The sequence below is a fragment of the Sphingopyxis selenitireducens genome, assembly GCF_051550705.1.
In the GTDB taxonomy this organism is placed as follows: Bacteria; Pseudomonadota; Alphaproteobacteria; order Sphingomonadales; family Sphingomonadaceae; genus Sphingopyxis.
This window is the reverse complement of the sequence record NZ_JBPULG010000002.1, coordinates 630625-645374: the sequence shown is the minus strand read 5'-3', so window position 1 is coordinate 645374 and position 14750 is coordinate 630625. Positions and strand designations below refer to the sequence as shown.

16 protein-coding genes are annotated in these 14750 nt (G+C 64.0%); 6 read left to right on the top strand and 10 right to left on the bottom strand.

Annotation, left to right across the window (positions count from 1 at the left end; translation table 11 throughout):
* Nucleotides 1–2 precede the first annotated feature (2 nt).
* The 3 genes from ACSYDV_RS08885 to ACSYDV_RS08875 all read left to right on the top strand — a co-directional run bounded on the left by ACSYDV_RS08885 (nucleotide 3) and on the right by ACSYDV_RS08875 (nucleotide 3320).
* Nucleotides 3–785 carry an SDR family NAD(P)-dependent oxidoreductase gene (locus ACSYDV_RS08885; RefSeq protein WP_438323437.1) on the top strand — a complete coding sequence of 261 codons (783 nt, stop codon included), beginning with the start codon at nucleotides 3–5 and terminating at the stop codon, nucleotides 783–785.
* A 50-nt stretch (nucleotides 786–835) separates the two neighbouring features.
* The gene (locus ACSYDV_RS08880) at nucleotides 836–2086 is read left to right on the top strand and encodes an acetyl-CoA C-acetyltransferase (RefSeq protein ID WP_438323436.1); all 1251 of its coding nucleotides are present in this window, start codon (nucleotides 836–838) and stop codon (nucleotides 2084–2086) included.
* 103 nt (nucleotides 2087–2189) lie between these two features.
* On the top strand, nucleotides 2190–3320 hold the full coding sequence (locus ACSYDV_RS08875) for a CaiB/BaiF CoA transferase family protein (RefSeq protein WP_438323435.1): 1131 nt from the start codon (nucleotides 2190–2192) through the stop codon (nucleotides 3318–3320).
* A gap of 119 nt (nucleotides 3321–3439) precedes the next feature.
* Here ACSYDV_RS08875 and ACSYDV_RS08870 read toward each other — a convergent pair whose 3' ends face one another.
* Nucleotides 3440–4147 carry an acyl-CoA dehydrogenase family protein gene (locus ACSYDV_RS08870; protein ID WP_438323434.1) on the bottom strand — a complete coding sequence of 236 codons (708 nt, stop codon included), beginning with the start codon at nucleotides 4145–4147 and terminating at the stop codon, nucleotides 3440–3442.
* Nucleotides 4144–5283 (bottom strand): acyl-CoA dehydrogenase family protein, encoded by a 1140-nt coding sequence (locus tag ACSYDV_RS08865; protein WP_438323433.1) that lies wholly within the window; start codon nucleotides 5281–5283, stop codon nucleotides 4144–4146. The genes ACSYDV_RS08870 and ACSYDV_RS08865 overlap by 4 nt, the downstream gene beginning before the upstream one ends.
* 51 nt (nucleotides 5284–5334) lie before the next feature.
* On the opposite strand from ACSYDV_RS08865, the gene ACSYDV_RS08860 reads away from it, so the two are divergent.
* Both ACSYDV_RS08860 and ACSYDV_RS08855 read left to right on the top strand, forming a co-directional pair.
* On the top strand, nucleotides 5335–6138 hold the full coding sequence (locus ACSYDV_RS08860; RefSeq protein ID WP_088471202.1) for a crotonase/enoyl-CoA hydratase family protein: 804 nt from the start codon (nucleotides 5335–5337) through the stop codon (nucleotides 6136–6138).
* Between the two features lie 2 nt (nucleotides 6139–6140).
* Entirely contained in the window at nucleotides 6141–6923 is a 783-nt protein-coding gene (locus tag ACSYDV_RS08855) for a tyrosine-protein phosphatase (RefSeq protein WP_438323432.1), read from the top strand.
* A gap of 94 nt (nucleotides 6924–7017) precedes the next feature.
* Here the strand turns inward: ACSYDV_RS08855 and ACSYDV_RS08850 are convergent, their stop codons facing one another.
* Genes ACSYDV_RS08850 through ACSYDV_RS08820 form a run of 7 tightly spaced genes read right to left on the bottom strand, consistent with a single transcriptional unit; the run spans nucleotide 7018 to nucleotide 13746 of the window.
* A complete protein-coding gene (locus ACSYDV_RS08850) occupies nucleotides 7018–8352 on the bottom strand; it encodes a Xaa-Pro dipeptidase (RefSeq protein WP_438323431.1) in 1335 nt (444 codons plus the stop codon).
* A gap of 53 nt (nucleotides 8353–8405) precedes the next feature.
* On the bottom strand, nucleotides 8406–9170 hold the full coding sequence (locus tag ACSYDV_RS08845; protein WP_438323430.1) for a sulfotransferase-like domain-containing protein: 765 nt from the start codon (nucleotides 9168–9170) through the stop codon (nucleotides 8406–8408).
* Entirely contained in the window at nucleotides 9167–10087 is a 921-nt protein-coding gene (locus ACSYDV_RS08840; RefSeq protein ID WP_438323429.1) for an aminotransferase class IV, read from the bottom strand. The genes ACSYDV_RS08845 and ACSYDV_RS08840 overlap by 4 nt, the downstream gene beginning before the upstream one ends.
* Before the next feature lie 10 nt (nucleotides 10088–10097).
* Nucleotides 10098–10733, bottom strand: a complete 636-nt coding sequence (locus tag ACSYDV_RS08835; protein ID WP_438323428.1) for a phosphatase PAP2 family protein — start codon at nucleotides 10731–10733, stop codon at nucleotides 10098–10100.
* Nucleotides 10734–10783: 50 nt separating this feature from the next.
* On the bottom strand, nucleotides 10784–12181 hold the full coding sequence (gene lpdA / locus ACSYDV_RS08830) for a dihydrolipoyl dehydrogenase (protein ID WP_438323427.1): 1398 nt from the start codon (nucleotides 12179–12181) through the stop codon (nucleotides 10784–10786).
* Nucleotides 12182–12191: 10 nt separating this feature from the next.
* On the bottom strand, nucleotides 12192–12377 hold the full coding sequence (locus ACSYDV_RS08825) for a hypothetical protein (protein ID WP_438323426.1): 186 nt from the start codon (nucleotides 12375–12377) through the stop codon (nucleotides 12192–12194).
* 13 nt (nucleotides 12378–12390) lie between these two features.
* A complete protein-coding gene (locus ACSYDV_RS08820; RefSeq protein ID WP_438323425.1) occupies nucleotides 12391–13746 on the bottom strand; it encodes a pyruvate dehydrogenase complex dihydrolipoamide acetyltransferase in 1356 nt (451 codons plus the stop codon).
* 160 nt (nucleotides 13747–13906) lie between these two features.
* On the opposite strand from ACSYDV_RS08820, the gene ACSYDV_RS08815 reads away from it, so the two are divergent.
* The gene (locus ACSYDV_RS08815) at nucleotides 13907–14362 is read left to right on the top strand and encodes a universal stress protein (RefSeq protein ID WP_438323424.1); all 456 of its coding nucleotides are present in this window, start codon (nucleotides 13907–13909) and stop codon (nucleotides 14360–14362) included.
* Here ACSYDV_RS08815 and ACSYDV_RS08810 read toward each other — a convergent pair.
* Nucleotides 14355–14750 (bottom strand): hypothetical protein, encoded by a 396-nt coding sequence (locus ACSYDV_RS08810; protein ID WP_438323423.1) that lies wholly within the window; start codon nucleotides 14748–14750, stop codon nucleotides 14355–14357. The genes ACSYDV_RS08815 and ACSYDV_RS08810 overlap by 8 nt on opposite strands.

The following is a 14750-nucleotide window of genomic DNA, read 5'->3' as shown; positions in this document are numbered from 1 at the left end:
TAGTGAAATTCGATACATCGACGGCGGCTGTTGTGACCGGTGGAGCGTCGGGCCTCGGCCGGGCGACCGCCGAGGCGCTTGCCGCCGCGGGCGTCAAGGTTGCCATTTTCGACATCAACGAAGCACTGGGCGAAGAAGTCGCGGCATCGATCGGTGGCATTTTCTGCCACGTCGACATCACCGACGAACAATCGGTGCTGGACGGCTATGCCAAAGCGCGTGCGGCGCACGGGCAGGAGCGCATTTGCGTTCACTGCGCCATGACGTCGCGCCGCGGCAAAACGCTGGCCTATAACAAGGAAAGCGGCACGTTCCGCCGCACTCCGACCGAGGATTATGCCTTTGGCGTCGCGGGCATCTTGACCGCCAGCTATCGCATCGCGTCGATTTCGGCCGAGGGCATGGCGACGCTTCCCGAAATGGAAGACGGCGAGCGCGGTGCGATCATCCTGACCGCCTCGGTCGCGGCGCAGGACGGACAAATCGGCCAGGTCATCTATGGTTCGGCCAAGGCCGGTGTAAACGGCCTTGTCCTACCGATGGCGCGCGACTTGATGGACCTTGGCATCCGCGTCAACGCCATCATGCCCGGTGTGTTCGGCACGCCCCTGCTCAACAATATGAACCCGAAGGTGAAGGAAAGCCTCGAAGCATCGGTGCCCTTCCCCAAGCGCCTCGGCAAGGCTGAGGAATATGCGAGCCTCGCAATGGAAATGGTTCGCAACACCTATTTCAACGGTCAGGCGGTCCGTCTCGACGGCGCGATCAGAATGGCCCCTCGTTGAGCCGCATGGCTCCCCTTTAATCATCACTCCCCACTGAAAGGACTATCACCATGGCCGAAGCCTATATCATTGACGCCGTTCGCACCCCGCGCGGGATCGGCAAGCCCGGCAAGGGCGCACTGTCGCACCTTCACCCGCAGCACCTTGCCGCGACCGTCCTTGCCGCGATCCGCGATCGCAACAATCTCGACACCGCGACCGTCGACGACATTGTCTGGTCGACGTCGAGCCAGAACGGCAAGCAAGGCGGCGACCTCGGCCGTATGGCGGCACTGTCGGCGGGTTATGACACCAAGGCCAGCGGCACGACGCTCGATCGCTTCTGCGGCGGCGGCATCAGCTCGGTCAATTTCGCCGCAGCATCGGTGATGTCGGGCATGGAAGATTGCGTCATCGCCGGCGGTACCGAGATGATGAGCTATACCACCGCGCATGCCGCCGAGCAGGCCAACGCCGGTCTGCCGCCGCGCCTGATGGGATCGGGCCACGAAGCGCTCGACGAACTGCACCCGCAGTCGCATCAAGGTGTGTGCGGCGACGCGATCGCAACGATCGAAGGTATCAGCCGCGAGGCGCTTGACGCGCTGGCGCTGGTCAGCCAGCAGCGCGCCGACCGTGCGATCAAGGAAGGCCGTTTCGACAAGTCGGTGGTGCCGGTTCTGAATACCGACGGCAGCGTCGCGCTCGATCGGGAAGAATTCCCGCGTCCCGAAACGACGGCCGAAGGCCTTGCCGCATTGAAGCCCAGCTTCACGGGCCTCGCCGATTTCGACCTTGGCGGCGGCTTCACCTTCCGCAAGCAGATCAACCGCCGTTATCCCGATCTGGAAATCCAGCACTTCCATCATGCCGGCAACTCGTCGGGCGTCGTCGATGGCGCCGCCGCGATCCTGCTGACGTCGAAGGAATATGCCGACAAGCATGGCCTGAAGCCGCGCGGCCGCGTTGTCGCCTATGCCAACATCGGCGACGATCCGACGCTGATGCTCAACGCGCCGGTTCCGGCAGCCGAGAAGGTGCTCGAAAAGGCGGGACTGACCAAGAACGACATCGACGTCTGGGAAATCAACGAAGCCTTTTCGGTCGTCGCCGAAAAATTCATCCGTGACCTCGACCTCGACCGCGAAAAGGTGAACATCAACGGCGGATCGATGGCGCTGGGCCATCCGATCGGCGCCACCGGTTCGATCCTGATCGGCACCGCGCTCGACGAACTCGAACGCTCGGGCGGCCGCTATGGCCTGGTCACCATGTGCGCCGCTGGCGGCATGGCGCCCGCGATCATCATCGAGCGACTGTAAATATGTTCAGACTGGCCCGGGACACCCCGGGCCAGTCACATGATTAGGATGATTTTGCGGATCGGGCGATGCCCGGGGCCGCATCTTTTTATGGGAGAGCCACATGTCCGGACCGCTCAAGGGTATCAGGATCATCGAATTTGCGGGCATCGGCCCGGGTCCCTTTTGCAGCATGATGCTCGCCGACCATGGCGCCGAAGTCATCCGCATCGACCGGCCCGGCGGCTTCATGGACCCGCGCGATCCGCTGTCGCGCAACCGCACCTCAATCTCGCTCGACATGAAGAACCCCGAAGCGGTGCAGATCGCCCGCGATCTGTGCAAGACCGCCGACGGGATTATCGAAGGCTATCGGCCCGGCGTGATGGAGCGGCTGGGACTCGGCCCCGATGTGCTGCTCGGCGACAATCCCAGGCTCGTCTATGGCCGCATGACCGGTTGGGGCCAGTTCGGCCCTTATGCGCAGGCGGCGGGGCACGACATCAACTATATCTCGTTGTCGGGCGTCCTCCACGGCATCGGCGTGCGCGGCGGCAAGCCCGTTCCGCCGGTCAATTATGTCGGCGATTTCGGCGGCGGCGGCATGATGCTGGCATTCGGCATGTCGAGCGCGCTGCTCCACGCCGCGAAGACAGGCGAAGGCCAGGTGATCGATTGCGCGATGACCGACGGTTCGGCGCTGCTTGCGGGGATGAGCTGGTGGTTCCACAGCGCGGGGGCGCTGAAGGACGAGGCGGGCGTCAACCGGCTCGACGGCGGCGCGCCCTATTATGACACCTATACCTGCAGCGACGGCAAGTTCATCTCGATCGGGTCGATCGAACCGCAATTTTACGCGCTGCTCCGCGCCAAGACCGGGCTCGATACCGATCCCGACTTCGACGTGCAGGACGATCAGGAGAATTGGCCGGCGAAGAAGGACAAGGTCGCCGCATTGTTCGCGACAAAAACCCGCGACGAATGGTGCGAACTCATGGAGATGACCGACGTCTGCTTTGCGCCGGTGCTGTCGCTGAGCGAAGCGCCGAAGCATCCGCACAATGTCGAGCGCGAGACCTTCCTGACCGTTGGCGGCGCGATCCAGCCCGCTCCCGCGCCGCGCTATTCGGCCACGGTGAACGACACGCCGCGCCCGGCGCCGCAGGTTGGCGGCGACGGTGAGGCTGTGCTGGCGGGTCTGGGCTATGACGCCAACAAGATTGCCGCGCTGAAATCAGGCGGCGCAGTCCGTTAAATCTTCCCCGTTCGTGTCGAGCGAAGTCGAGGCACCCCAAAGGCACGCGCCGACGATGGGCATCTCGACTGATCTCGATGCGAACGGGACAGGTTAGGCGAACGGATAGTTGGCGGAAGTCAGCGCTCGGTCAGCGTTTTCCAAAGACCGGGGCCGCCAAAGCCCGCAACCTGCCAGCCCAACATCCCAGCCCAATGCGCATCATTGCCGTGCGTTCCGCGCCAGCGCATCAGCGGGATAGTCACGCGGTTCAGATCATATTCCTGCGTAAAGCCGATCGCGCCATGCACTTGATGCGCGATGGCGGTGACGACACCCACCGCGCGGTTGGCGCGCAGCTTGGCCGCCGCAATCTCGAAATCGGCAGCATCAAATCCCGCTGAGTCCAGCCGCGCTGCCATCGCCGCCGCCGCCGCATCGACGGCGCGCACTTCGCACGCCATCACTGCCAGCGATTGCTGCACCGCCTGAAATTTGCCGAGCGGGCGGCCGAATTGCTGGCGGGTGTTCACATGTTCGACCGACAGCGCGAGCGCCTGCCCCATCGCGCCCGCCATCAGGCTGACAGTCGCGGCGGCATGGAGATCGTCCGACACCTCGCCGAGTCCCGACAGGATCAGTTCGGCAACCGGCAGGTCGGGCACCATGACCCCGGCAATCTTCAACACGGCATTGAGGTCGCCCCAGTCGCCACCGAAACCGCCATCGTCCTCGGGCACGAGCAGCAAGGCAAAGCCCGCCGCCTCGACCGGCGCCATCCCCGCATCGGCGGCTTCGGCGAAGACGGCGCTGGCGGTATCGCACAGCATTTCGCGCGCGGCGCTCATCTGAGACCCAGTCCGCGTGCGATGATCCCGCGGATCACTTCGCGCGTTCCGCCGCGCAGCGAGAAGCTGGGCGATGCGATGAGCAGTGCACGGAGCAGCCGCGCCAGATCGTCAGGATCGTCCCAGCCGCTTGGCACCACCGCCTGAATGCGGCGCGGCATATCCTGTTCGAAGCTGTTGCCGAGTTCCTTGACCACCGACGCCTCGACCATCGGATCCTCCCCCGCCGCGAGTTTCGCCGCAGTCGACATCGACAATTGGCGCAGTGTCCACATTTCGGCGGTGAGTTCGCCGATCAGCCCTGCGACAGCCGGATCGGCGTCCGGTCCCGCAGCGTCGATCAGCGCGGCGAGCAGCGCATGGCTCGACAAATAGCGTTCGGGACCCGAGCGTTCGAGGCCGAGTTCGGCGGTGACCTGTTTCCACCCCTGGCCCCGTTCGCCGACCAGTGCGCCGTGGGGGACGAGGACATCGTCGAAAAAGACCTCGTTGAAGTCATGATTGCCCGCCATATCGATGATCGGGCGGATCGTGATGCCGGGAGTGTCGAGATCGACGAGAAACTGGCTCAGCCCCGCATTGCGCTCGCTGCCTTCCTCGGTCCGTACCAGCGCGAGCATCACGTGCGACAGATGGGCGCCGGTGGTCCAGATCTTCTGACCATTTATGCGCCAGCCCTCGGCGGTCTCGCGGGCGCTGGTCCGCACGGCAGCAAGGTCGGACCCTGCGCCGGGTTCGGAAAGGCCGATGCAGGCGTATAGTTCGCCGCGCGCGATACCGGGCAGATAGCGCTGCCGCTGTTCCTCGCTGCCATAACGCAGAATCAGCGGCCCCGTCTGGCGGTCGGCAATCCAGTGCGCGCCAACGGGGGCGCCCGCCGCCAGCAATTCCTCGATCACCACATAACGTTCGAGCGGATGGCGATCGCCGCCACCGTAGCGCGCGGGAAGCGTCATGCCGATGTAACCGGCGGCGCCGAGAGCACGGCTGAAATCCGCATCGAAGCTTGCCCAGCAATTGGCGCGCGCGACAATATCGACCCGGGGTTGATGCACCGCGAGCCACGCCCGCAAATCGGCGCGCAGTGCGAGAATGTCGCCGGGTGGATCAAAAGGATAGAGTGCAAAGTCTTGCATGTCCCGACAGCCATGCAATAGCTTTTCGGGAGCAGCAAAGGGAAATTGAACATGGGTGAGTTTTTGAGTGTCGAGCGGCGGGGCAAGATCGCAATCCTGACGATGATCAAGCCGGACAGCATGAATGCGATCGGCACCCACGAGGATTGCGACGACATTATCGACACGATGCAGGAGATCGGCCGCGACCGCAGCATTAGCGCGATCATCCTGACCGGCAGCGGCAAGGCATTCAGCGCCGGCGGCAATCTGAAGGGCATGAAGGACCGCACCGGAATCGGCGTGCTCGACCAGCCCGATTCGACGCGGTCCAACTATCGCCGCGGCGTGCAGGCCGTGATCCGCGCGCTGATGGATTGCGAAATCCCGATGATCGCGGCGATCAATGGCCATGCCATCGGCCTTGGTGCCGACCTCGCCTGCACCTGCGACATCCGCATTGCGGCCGAGAGCGCCAAATTCGCGTGCAGCTTCGTCAAGGTCGGCATCGTTCCCGGCGATGGCGGCGCGTGGCTTCTCCAGAAAATCGTCGGTTATCCACGCGCGGCCGAGCTGTTCCTGACCGGCGACCGTTTCGATGCGCAGCAGGCGAAGGAATATGGCCTCGTCACCGACGTCGTGCCCGACGAAGAGTTGCTGGACCGTGCCGTCGCGATTGCCGAACGCATTGTGTGCAACCCCCCACGTGCGCTAAGACTGACCAAGCGATTGCTGCGGGAAGCGCAGCACAGCCGGATGAGCGACATCCTCGAACTCAGTGCCGCCTATCAGGCAATCGTGCACGAAACCGCCGACAACCGTGAGGCTATCGATGCCTTCATCGAAAAGCGCGCGCCGGTGTTTACGGGAGAATGATGATGATTGCCGAACGTGTCCTGCCCCTGTCCGGCATTCACAATTTCCGTGACTATGGCGGTTATGGCGTCGAGGGCGGCGGGCGACTGCGCAGCGGCGTGCTGTGGCGGTCGGCGCATCATCAGGAAGCGACCGCCGACGATCTGGGCACGGTCGATACGCTGGGGATCGAAACCGTCGTCGATCTGCGCGGCGACGACGAGCGCGCGCTGCATCCGTGCAAGCGATCGGAAAAATTTTCGGCGCGCGTGCTATTCGCCGGGGGCAATACGGCGGGCCTCGCCCCCCATTTGCAGGCCGCAGGCGGCACGATCGACAATGACACCGCACGCTCGCGGATGGTCGATGTCTATGCCGGCATGCCCTATCGCCCGGCGCTGGTGAACACGCTGCGCCTCTATCTGTCCGCGCTCGCCGAATATGACGCGCCGAGCCTGGTGCATTGCGTCGCGGGCAAGGACCGCACCGGCTTTGCGGTTGCTATCGTTCACCGACTGCTCGGCGTCCATGAGGATGACCTGATGCAGGATTATCTGCTGACCAATACGGCGGGGAAGATCGAGGAGCGGATCGCGCAGGGCGGCAATGCCATCCGGGCGCGCTATGGCGCCGAAATCCACGAAGATGCGATCCGCACGCTGATGTCGGTCAACCCGATTTTCCTCGACGCCGCTCTGGCGACGGTGCGCCGCGACCATGGCGATGTGGCGACTTATGCTGAGGCGGTGCTGAACTTCACGCCGGATATGCACGAGGCGCTGGTCGGTAAGTTGGTGGTTTACTGAGCCACGCGTCGCCCCCGCAAAGGCGGGGGCCGCTATCAGCTTCGCAAAAGGTTGCCAACGGCCCCCGCCTTCGCGGGGGCGACGGACTTCACAATCAGCCGCCCGTCACCAGCGTGCCGCCCTTGACCACTGCATCAACGCTTTCCAGCTGGCGCACATCGGTCAGCGGATCGCCATCGACCGCGACGATATCGGCATAGCGGCCGACCGCGATCGCACCGACATCCTTTTCGCGGCCCAGCGCCTCGGCGGCGTTGCGCGTTGCAGCTTGAATCGCCTGTAACGGCGTCATCCCATATTCGACCATGACGCGGAACTGTTTGCCGATCTCGCCGTGCGGCATCACGCCAGCATCGGAACCGAAGACCATGCGGACACCGGCCTTGTGCGCCTTGCGGAAATTGTCGCGCTGGATCTGCGCGATCTCGCGATCCTTGCGGAGATTATCCTCGAGCACGCCATTCTTCGCGCCCTCTGCCTGCGTATATTCGGTGTTATAGATATCCATCGAGAACCACACCGGGCGCTTGCGCGCGAGGGCCATGCGGATGCCTTCGTCGTCGAGCAGGCTGACATGTTCGACCGTGTCGATCCCCGCCGCGATCGCGGCGCGAATACCCTCGGCACCATGGGCGTGCGCGGCAACGCGCAGCCCCCATTGGTGCGCCTCATCGGCAATCGCGCGCAATTCGGGTTCGGAAACCTGCAACTGGCCGGGTTCGGTGTTCCGGGAAAAGACCCCGCCGGTCGCGCAGACCTTGATCACCTCGGCGCCATATTTGCGCTGACGGCGGACCTGATAGCGCAGCTCCTCGGGGTTATCGCCGATGCCCTCTTCCTTGCCGTCCTTCTTTTCGAGGCTGGGCGGCAGGAAAGTGCTGTCGCAATGTCCGCCGGTCGCGCCGAGCGCATAGCCTGCGGGGACGATGCGCGGGCCGGTCGCATAGCCATTGTCGATCGCCTGTTTCAGCCCGATATCATTGCGCTCGCCGGCGCCAAGATTGCGGACGGTGGTGAAGCCCGCGCCGAGCATGTCGCGCGCATTTTTGACCGCGGTCATGCCCCAGAAACTGTCGGTGAATTCGAGCCCGCGATAGCCGCCGATGTCGGCGGGACCGTCGAGGTGGACGTGCATGTCGATCAGTCCCGGAACAAGCGTTTTGTCACCGAGGTCGATATGCTTGACGTTCGATCCCCAGCGAACGGTGCGCGCGTCGGCTATGTTGGTGATACGGCCGTCGGCGCCGACAAAGATGGCAGGATAGTCGACCGTCTTGCCGGTCAGCACATCGACATAGCGTGCGGCGGTAATGACGGTCTGACCGCCAGCCTCCTGCGCTGCAGCGGGCACCATCGAGGTCGCAAAAAGGAGCGTTCCGCCAAAAGCGATTCCCCGCAGAAAACTGCCCAACTTCATTCTGGATTGCATGTTCTATCCGCCTGTCATTTGTGCCCATCCCATTGATGGCAAAACAGCAGTTGTTAGGACAGCGGAATCTTGTGCTGCGCCAGATGGTCGTAATCGGGACGGCAGGCTTCGGCGACCGCCCGTTCGTCGCGCGTCAGTTCGGGCTGCGGCTTGTCCGGCGCCCCGAAGCCGGTGCTCGATACGACGGCGTCGTACCAGTGCGCGCCCCATATGCCGTCGGTCGGGTGCAACCCGGCTGCCCAATGCAGCATCGCGGGGTCCCATGCGATGCCGAGCGCAGCGCATAATTTCTGCAGCATCGCGGGCGGGTCGCGCAAAATGTCAGCGCTGTCGATCACCGGCGGCGCATGGCCCAGCCGGTCAGCCTCACGATCGAAAAATTCGACTTGCTTGTCAGTGCCGAGGTGATCGGGGCGCACCGACACGCGTTTGGCGGCATAGCTGGCAACGACGCGGGCTGGATCGCGGATCAGGAAAGCATGGCGAAGCCCCGCCAGATCGTCGTGCGCGACAGGGCCGACCATATGATGCGCCATATGTTTTTGATACCAGACCGGCGCCCCGGTCGGGCACGGTCCGGTCATCGTCCGGGCGACGCCGTGCCAGTCGCAATCCATCGACGCCATCACCTGATCCATCATCGGCTGCGGATCGCCAGTGTGCTTGAGATAGGCACCGTAAAAAGGCTCATCGCTGACGAAGCTGTCGGCGCGGCTGCCGAAGCTGCGCATCATCGCGGTAGAGAGGTTGCGCGGCCCCGACCACATCGCGATCTTGAGCGGCTCCCCGCTCGAGGCGATGCGGACGCTTTCGCTCACGGCCGCGACCGTCCGGCGATGTCTCGCTCGATCAGCGCCTTGTAGAGAGTTTGCAATCGCTCGACCATCGGCCCCCTGCCCTCGGTCAGCACGCGCCCGTCGATCGTGTGCGCCGGGACGACCCCTGCGAAGGTTCCCGTCACGAACGCCTCATCGGCACCGTAAGCGTCGGTGAGCGAGAAATTCTTCTCGAACACCGGGATGTCATTTTCGCGGCACAGCCTGATCACGTTGCTGCGCGTAATGCCGCCGAGGCAATAGTCGCCGCTCGACGTCCACACCTCTCCCTTGCGGACGATGAAGAAATGGGTTGAATTGCATGTCGCGACAAAACCATGGGGATCGAGCATCAGCGCCTCGTCGGCGCCCGCCTGCGCGGCCTGGATGCACGCGGTGATGCAGTTGAGCTTCGAATGCGAATTGAGCTTGGGATCCTGTACCGCCGGGTCGCCGCGGCGGACGTGGACGGTGAAGAGCGAGAGCCCCTGTTCGACCGTCGAAGGCAGCGGATTCTTATATTCGGCGATGATGACGATCGTCGCGGGCGAGATGACGACGCGCGGGTCCTGATAGGGGGTCGAGCGGATGCCGCGCGTGACCATCAGCCGGATATGGCACGCATCCATGTCGTTGGCATCGATCGTGGCATAAAGGCGCTGTTCGAGTTCGGTGCGCGAGATCCCGATGTCCATCGCGATCGCCTTTGCGCCCTCCCACAAACGATCGAGATGCTGATCCAGAAAGGCCATGCGCCCCTTGTGGACGCGGATGCCTTCCCACACGCCGTCGCCCAGCATGAAGCCGCTGTCGAACACCGACACGCTTGCCTGCGCGCGCGGGACAAGGTCGCCGTTGACGTTGATCAGGATCGCGTCGTTGCGCGGATCGGGGACGAAATCATGCGTGCCTTGAGCCATGCAGGCAAGACTAGCCGCTGATGCGGGACTGTCGAGCGGAAAGCCGGACCCACCACACGCCGAGCAGCGCGAAGGCCGTACCGAGCATCGTGCCGCCAGCGATATCGCTCGCCCAATGGACGCCCAGCATGATGCGCGAAAAGCCGTTGAGGACGATCATCGCCGCGGCCAGCGTCCATGCCGCGGCACGCCAGCGCGGCGGCGCGAGCCAGGCGAGTAGCAGATAGACGACCGCGGCGCTGGTCGCATGGCCGCTGGGGTAGGAAAAGCTCGTCTGCAGGTCGAGGTGATCGATGACGTCGGGGCGCGCGCGACCGAAGCCGAGCTTCATCACGCTGGAGGCGAGGTTTGCGATCAGCGACGCGCCGCCCAGCGCGACGGCGCAGCGCGGGCCGCACCAGTGCCAGACGAGCCCGCATAGCAGAATGACTATGATCCAGCGCGGTATGCCGCCGCCGATCCAGCTTGCCCATTGCATGAAGGACACGAACGCCGGGCTGCTCTCGTCGACGCGAAGCGCCAGACCGTGCGAGACCTGCCAGTCGATTGCCTGCGTCCAGCCCGCCCCGACCGCGATCCCGAGCAGGATGACGCCGAGGAGCAAGGCGGCGGCAGCGACAAGAAAATGTGGGAGGCGGGTGGTCATCAATCCTCCTTCGTCATCCCCGCAAAGGCGGGGATGACGAAGATATTACGTTAGATGTGCAGCGGCCGTCCGAACGCCGCCAGCACGCCTTCGTGCATCGTTTCGCTGAGCGTCGGATGCGGGAAGACGGTGCCGATGAAATCATCCTCGACCAGTTCGGCGGTCTTGCCGATGGTATAGCCCTGAATGAGTTCGGTGACCTCGGCGCCGATCATATGCGCGCCGAGCAGCTCGCCGGTCTTCGCGTCGAACACGGTCTTGGTGAAGCCTTCCGCTTCACCCAGCGCGATCGCCTTGCCATTGCCGATGAAGGGGAAGGTGCCGGCCTTGACCTCATAGCCCAGTTCCTTCGCCTTCGCCTCGGTCAGGCCGACGCTGGCGATTTGCGGGCGGCAATAGGTGCAGCCGGGGATGTTGCGAACGTCCATCGCGTGCGGATGATTGCCCGCAATCGCTTCGACCGCGATGATCGATTCGTGCATCGCCTTGTGCGCGAGCCACGGCGGCGCGGTGACGTCGCCGATCGCCCAGATGCCGGGGACGTTGGTGCGGCACATCGCGTCGGTGTCGATATGACCCTTGGTCGTTTTCACGCCGAGTGCTTCGAGCCCGATATTTTCGGTGTTCGGGACGATGCCGATTGCGACGATCGCGTGGCTGAATTCGGCAGATTCGACTTTGCCGTCCTTGCCCTTGATCTTGGCGCTGACGCCATTCGCGGTCGCCTTCAGCTCCTCGACGCCCGCGCCCGTGTGGATCGTCATACCCTGTTTCTTGAGCGCCTTTTCAAGGAAGGCCGACACGTCGGCGTCTTCGACGGGAACAAGCCGGTCGAGCATTTCGACCACCGTCACGTCGGCGCCCATATCCTTGTAGAAGCTCGCAAATTCGATCCCGATCGCACCCGAACCGATGACCAGCAATTTCTTGGGCATTTCGGGCGGGACGAGCGCGTGGCGATAGGTCCAGATGCGCTTGCCGTCGGTTGGCGCGAACGGCAGGTCGCGGGCGCGGGCGCCGGTTGCGACGATGATGTTCTTGGCGGTCAGGGTTTCGCTGCCCTTTTCGCCCTTCACTTCCAGCTTGCCCGGCGCGGTCAGCTTGCCCTCGCCCATATGGACGGTGATCTTGTGCTTCTTCATCAGGAAGGCAACACCTTGGCTGAGCTGCTTGGCCACACCGCGCGAGCGTTTCACCACCGCGTCGATGTCGGCGCTGATCTGCTGGGCGATCAGACCATAATCGCCCGCATGCTGCATATAATGATAGATTTCGGCCGAGCGCAGCAACGCCTTGGTCGGGATGCAGCCCCAGTTGAGGCAGATACCGCCCAGATTCTCGCGCTCGACGATCGCGGTCTTCAGACCGAGCTGCGCGGCCCGGATCGCCGCGACATAGCCGCCGGGTCCCGAGCCGAGGACGATCAGATCGTAGTTTGCGTCAGCCACAATATTCTCCTTATCCGTCCGCCTTTGTGCGCAGCATTTTGACCAACTCGCGCAGGGCGAGAATGGCCATGGCCACATAGGCGACGATCCAAATCCAGTGCGTCGCGGCGGGCCAGACCCAGCTGGCCGCGGCTGCGACAAATGCCGTTGCGAGCAGTCCGATCAACAAATGAAGCATTTGCCGAACGAAACGCATCACCCCGTTCCGATCAGGCCACCAGCCCGAGCGGGTTCTCCACCAGTTCCTTGAAGGTCTTCATCAAGAGCGCGCCGTCGGCGCCGTCGATCGCGCGATGGTCGAAGCTGCCGGTCGCCGACATGACGGTTGCCATCGCGAGCGCGTCGTCGACGATATAGGGACGCTTCTCGCCCGCGCCGATCGCCATGATCATCGCCTGCGGCGGATTGATGACGGCGGTGAACTGCTTGATCCCCATCATGCCCATGTTCGAAATGCTGGCGGTGCCGCCCTGATATTCGGCGGGCTGAAGCTTGCCTTCCTTCGCCTTCGCGGCGAGTTCGGACATTTCAGTCGAGATTTTCGACATCGACTTGCCGCCCGCGTCGGTGATGATCGGGGTGATGAGACCGCCCGGGATGCTGACCGCGACCGAGATGTCGGCGCGGCTGTACTGGCGCATCACATCGCCGCCGAAGCTGACGTTGCACGCCGGCACGCGTTCGAGCGACACCGCGAGAGCCTTGATCAGCATGTCGTTGACGCTGAGCTTGACCCCGCGGCTTTCGAGGCTGGCGTTGAGCTCGCCGCGCAGCTTGAGCAGCGCGTCGAGGCGGATATCGACGGTGAGGTAGATGTGCGGCGATTGCTGCATCGATTCGGTCAGGCGGCGCGCGATCGTTTTGCGCATGCCCGACAGTTTGACGTCTTCGTGCGGGATGCCGAAATCGGGGAGGCCTTCGGCCGTTACCGTGGGCGCGGCCGCCGGCGCGGCTGCTGCCGGAGCAGTTACTGCAGGCGCTGGCGCGGCGGCGCCGGTGGGTGCGCCTTCGAGATCGGCCTTGACGATGCGACCGCCGGGGCCCGTGCCGGTCAGCGTCGACAGATCGATGCCCTGGCTGGCGGCGAGGCGCTTGGCGAGCGGGCTTGCCTTGATGCGGTCGCCCGCAGCAGCCGGTGCGGCAGCGGCAGCGGGCGCGGACGCAGGCGCCGACGCATCAGCAGCAGCAGGTGCAGGTGCAGGTGCAGGTGCAGGTGCAGGTGCAGGTGCAGGTGTTGGTGCCGACGCTGCGGGAGCAGCCTCGGCCTCGGCCTTTGCCGCAGGTGCGGGAGCCGGTGCCGCCTTGGCGCTTCCGGCATCTTCACCCTCGCCCGCAATCACCGCGATCACGGTGCCGACTTTCACATTGTCGGTGCCCTCGGGAATCAGAATCTGGCTGATCACGCCATCGTCGATCGCTTCATATTCCATCGTCGCCTTGTCGGTTTCGATTTCGGCAAGCAGGTCGCCCGACTGGACGGTGTCACCCTCTTTAACCAGCCATTTGGCGAGGGTTCCCTCCTCCATGGTCGGCGACAGGGCGGGCATTTTCAGTTCGATCGGCATGGTAAGCTTTTGTCCCTCGGAGTCTTGCAGGTGGTGCCTGCCGCTACGGATTGTTCCTCGTCATAAGCATTGCTTTGGTCAAGGTCTATCCGGGCAAACTTGCCTTTCATACGAATGTGAAGCACTCTGACCACCAGCAAAGCAAAGAGGGGTCGGGGCGATGCGGACATATCTGGTGGTGATTGATGACAGTCCGGAGGCGTCGCTGGCGCTGCGCTTTGCTGCGCGGCGCGCGTCGCGGACCGGTGGCGGGGTGATGGTATTGGCGATCGTGCCGCCGCAGGATTTCGTCGCATTCGGCGGCGTTCAGGCGACAATCGAGGCCGAAGCGCGCGAACATGCCGAGGAACTGGTGGCCGCGGCGGCCGATGCGGTGGCGCAGGAAGCCAATCTCACGCCGCAGATCATGGTCAAATCGGGCAAGCCCGCCGAGGTGGTGCGCGAAGTGATCGATGCCAATGACGAAATTGCGGCGCTGGTGCTCGCCACCGCCGCAAGCGGCGCGCCCGGGCCGCTGGTCGCGCATTTCACCGGGCAGGACGCCGGAAGGCTGAACTGCCCGGTGATGCTGGTGCCCGGCGGGATCGATATCGCCCGGCTCGACGAACTTAGCTGACAGCGGCGACGCGGCCGAGTGCCGAAGCCCCTCTGGCTTCGAGAAACGCAAAGACAAGGACCGCGAGCGCCTGTGCGATCACAAGCGCCATGCCGATGTCGGTCATCTGGCCTGCAAAGGCGGCGAGGACGGCAAAGCTCGCCGCGACCCAGCCGAGATTGCCGACGACGATCAACTTGGTGAGCGCGGCGCTTGGCGGTTGCTGCGTGGCGACCACAGCCATCAACACGGCGCTGGCAAGGCAGATCCAGCCCGCCAGCGTGACGACGATGACGGGAAGCCCGAGCAGCGACGCAATGGGGACCGCCGCGAGCAGCGCGATCAGGAAAATCCCCGCGCAGGTGATGGCATCGAGGACAAGAATGGATTTCAGGCTCTGGATGGACAT

Bases quoted from the DNA above. Each gene is read 5' to 3' on its own strand.
- ACSYDV_RS08855 (WP_438323432.1), top strand. From the start codon at position 6,141: ATGATTGCCGAACGTGTCCTGCCCCTGTCCGGCATTCACAATTTCCGT.
- ACSYDV_RS08815 (WP_438323424.1), top strand. From the start codon at position 13,907: ATGCGGACATATCTGGTGGTGATTGATGACAGTCCGGAGGCGTCGCTG.
- ACSYDV_RS08810 (WP_438323423.1), bottom strand. From the start codon at position 14,750: ATGTCCATCCAGAGCCTGAAATCCATTCTTGTCCTCGATGCCATCACC.
- ACSYDV_RS08865 (WP_438323433.1), bottom strand. From the start codon at position 5,283: ATGCAAGACTTTGCACTCTATCCTTTTGATCCACCCGGCGACATTCTC.
- ACSYDV_RS08820 (WP_438323425.1), bottom strand. From the start codon at position 13,746: ATGCCGATCGAACTGAAAATGCCCGCCCTGTCGCCGACCATGGAGGAG.
- ACSYDV_RS08850 (WP_438323431.1), bottom strand. From the start codon at position 8,352: ATGCAATCCAGAATGAAGTTGGGCAGTTTTCTGCGGGGAATCGCTTTT.
- ACSYDV_RS08825 (WP_438323426.1), bottom strand. From the start codon at position 12,377: ATGCGTTTCGTTCGGCAAATGCTTCATTTGTTGATCGGACTGCTCGCA.
- ACSYDV_RS08835 (WP_438323428.1), bottom strand. From the start codon at position 10,733: ATGACCACCCGCCTCCCACATTTTCTTGTCGCTGCCGCCGCCTTGCTC.
- ACSYDV_RS08875 (WP_438323435.1), top strand. From the start codon at position 2,190: ATGTCCGGACCGCTCAAGGGTATCAGGATCATCGAATTTGCGGGCATC.
- ACSYDV_RS08870 (WP_438323434.1), bottom strand. From the start codon at position 4,147: ATGAGCGCCGCGCGCGAAATGCTGTGCGATACCGCCAGCGCCGTCTTC.
- ACSYDV_RS08860 (WP_088471202.1), top strand. From the start codon at position 5,335: ATGGGTGAGTTTTTGAGTGTCGAGCGGCGGGGCAAGATCGCAATCCTG.
- ACSYDV_RS08880 (WP_438323436.1), top strand. From the start codon at position 836: ATGGCCGAAGCCTATATCATTGACGCCGTTCGCACCCCGCGCGGGATC.
- ACSYDV_RS08840 (WP_438323429.1), bottom strand. From the start codon at position 10,087: ATGGCTCAAGGCACGCATGATTTCGTCCCCGATCCGCGCAACGACGCG.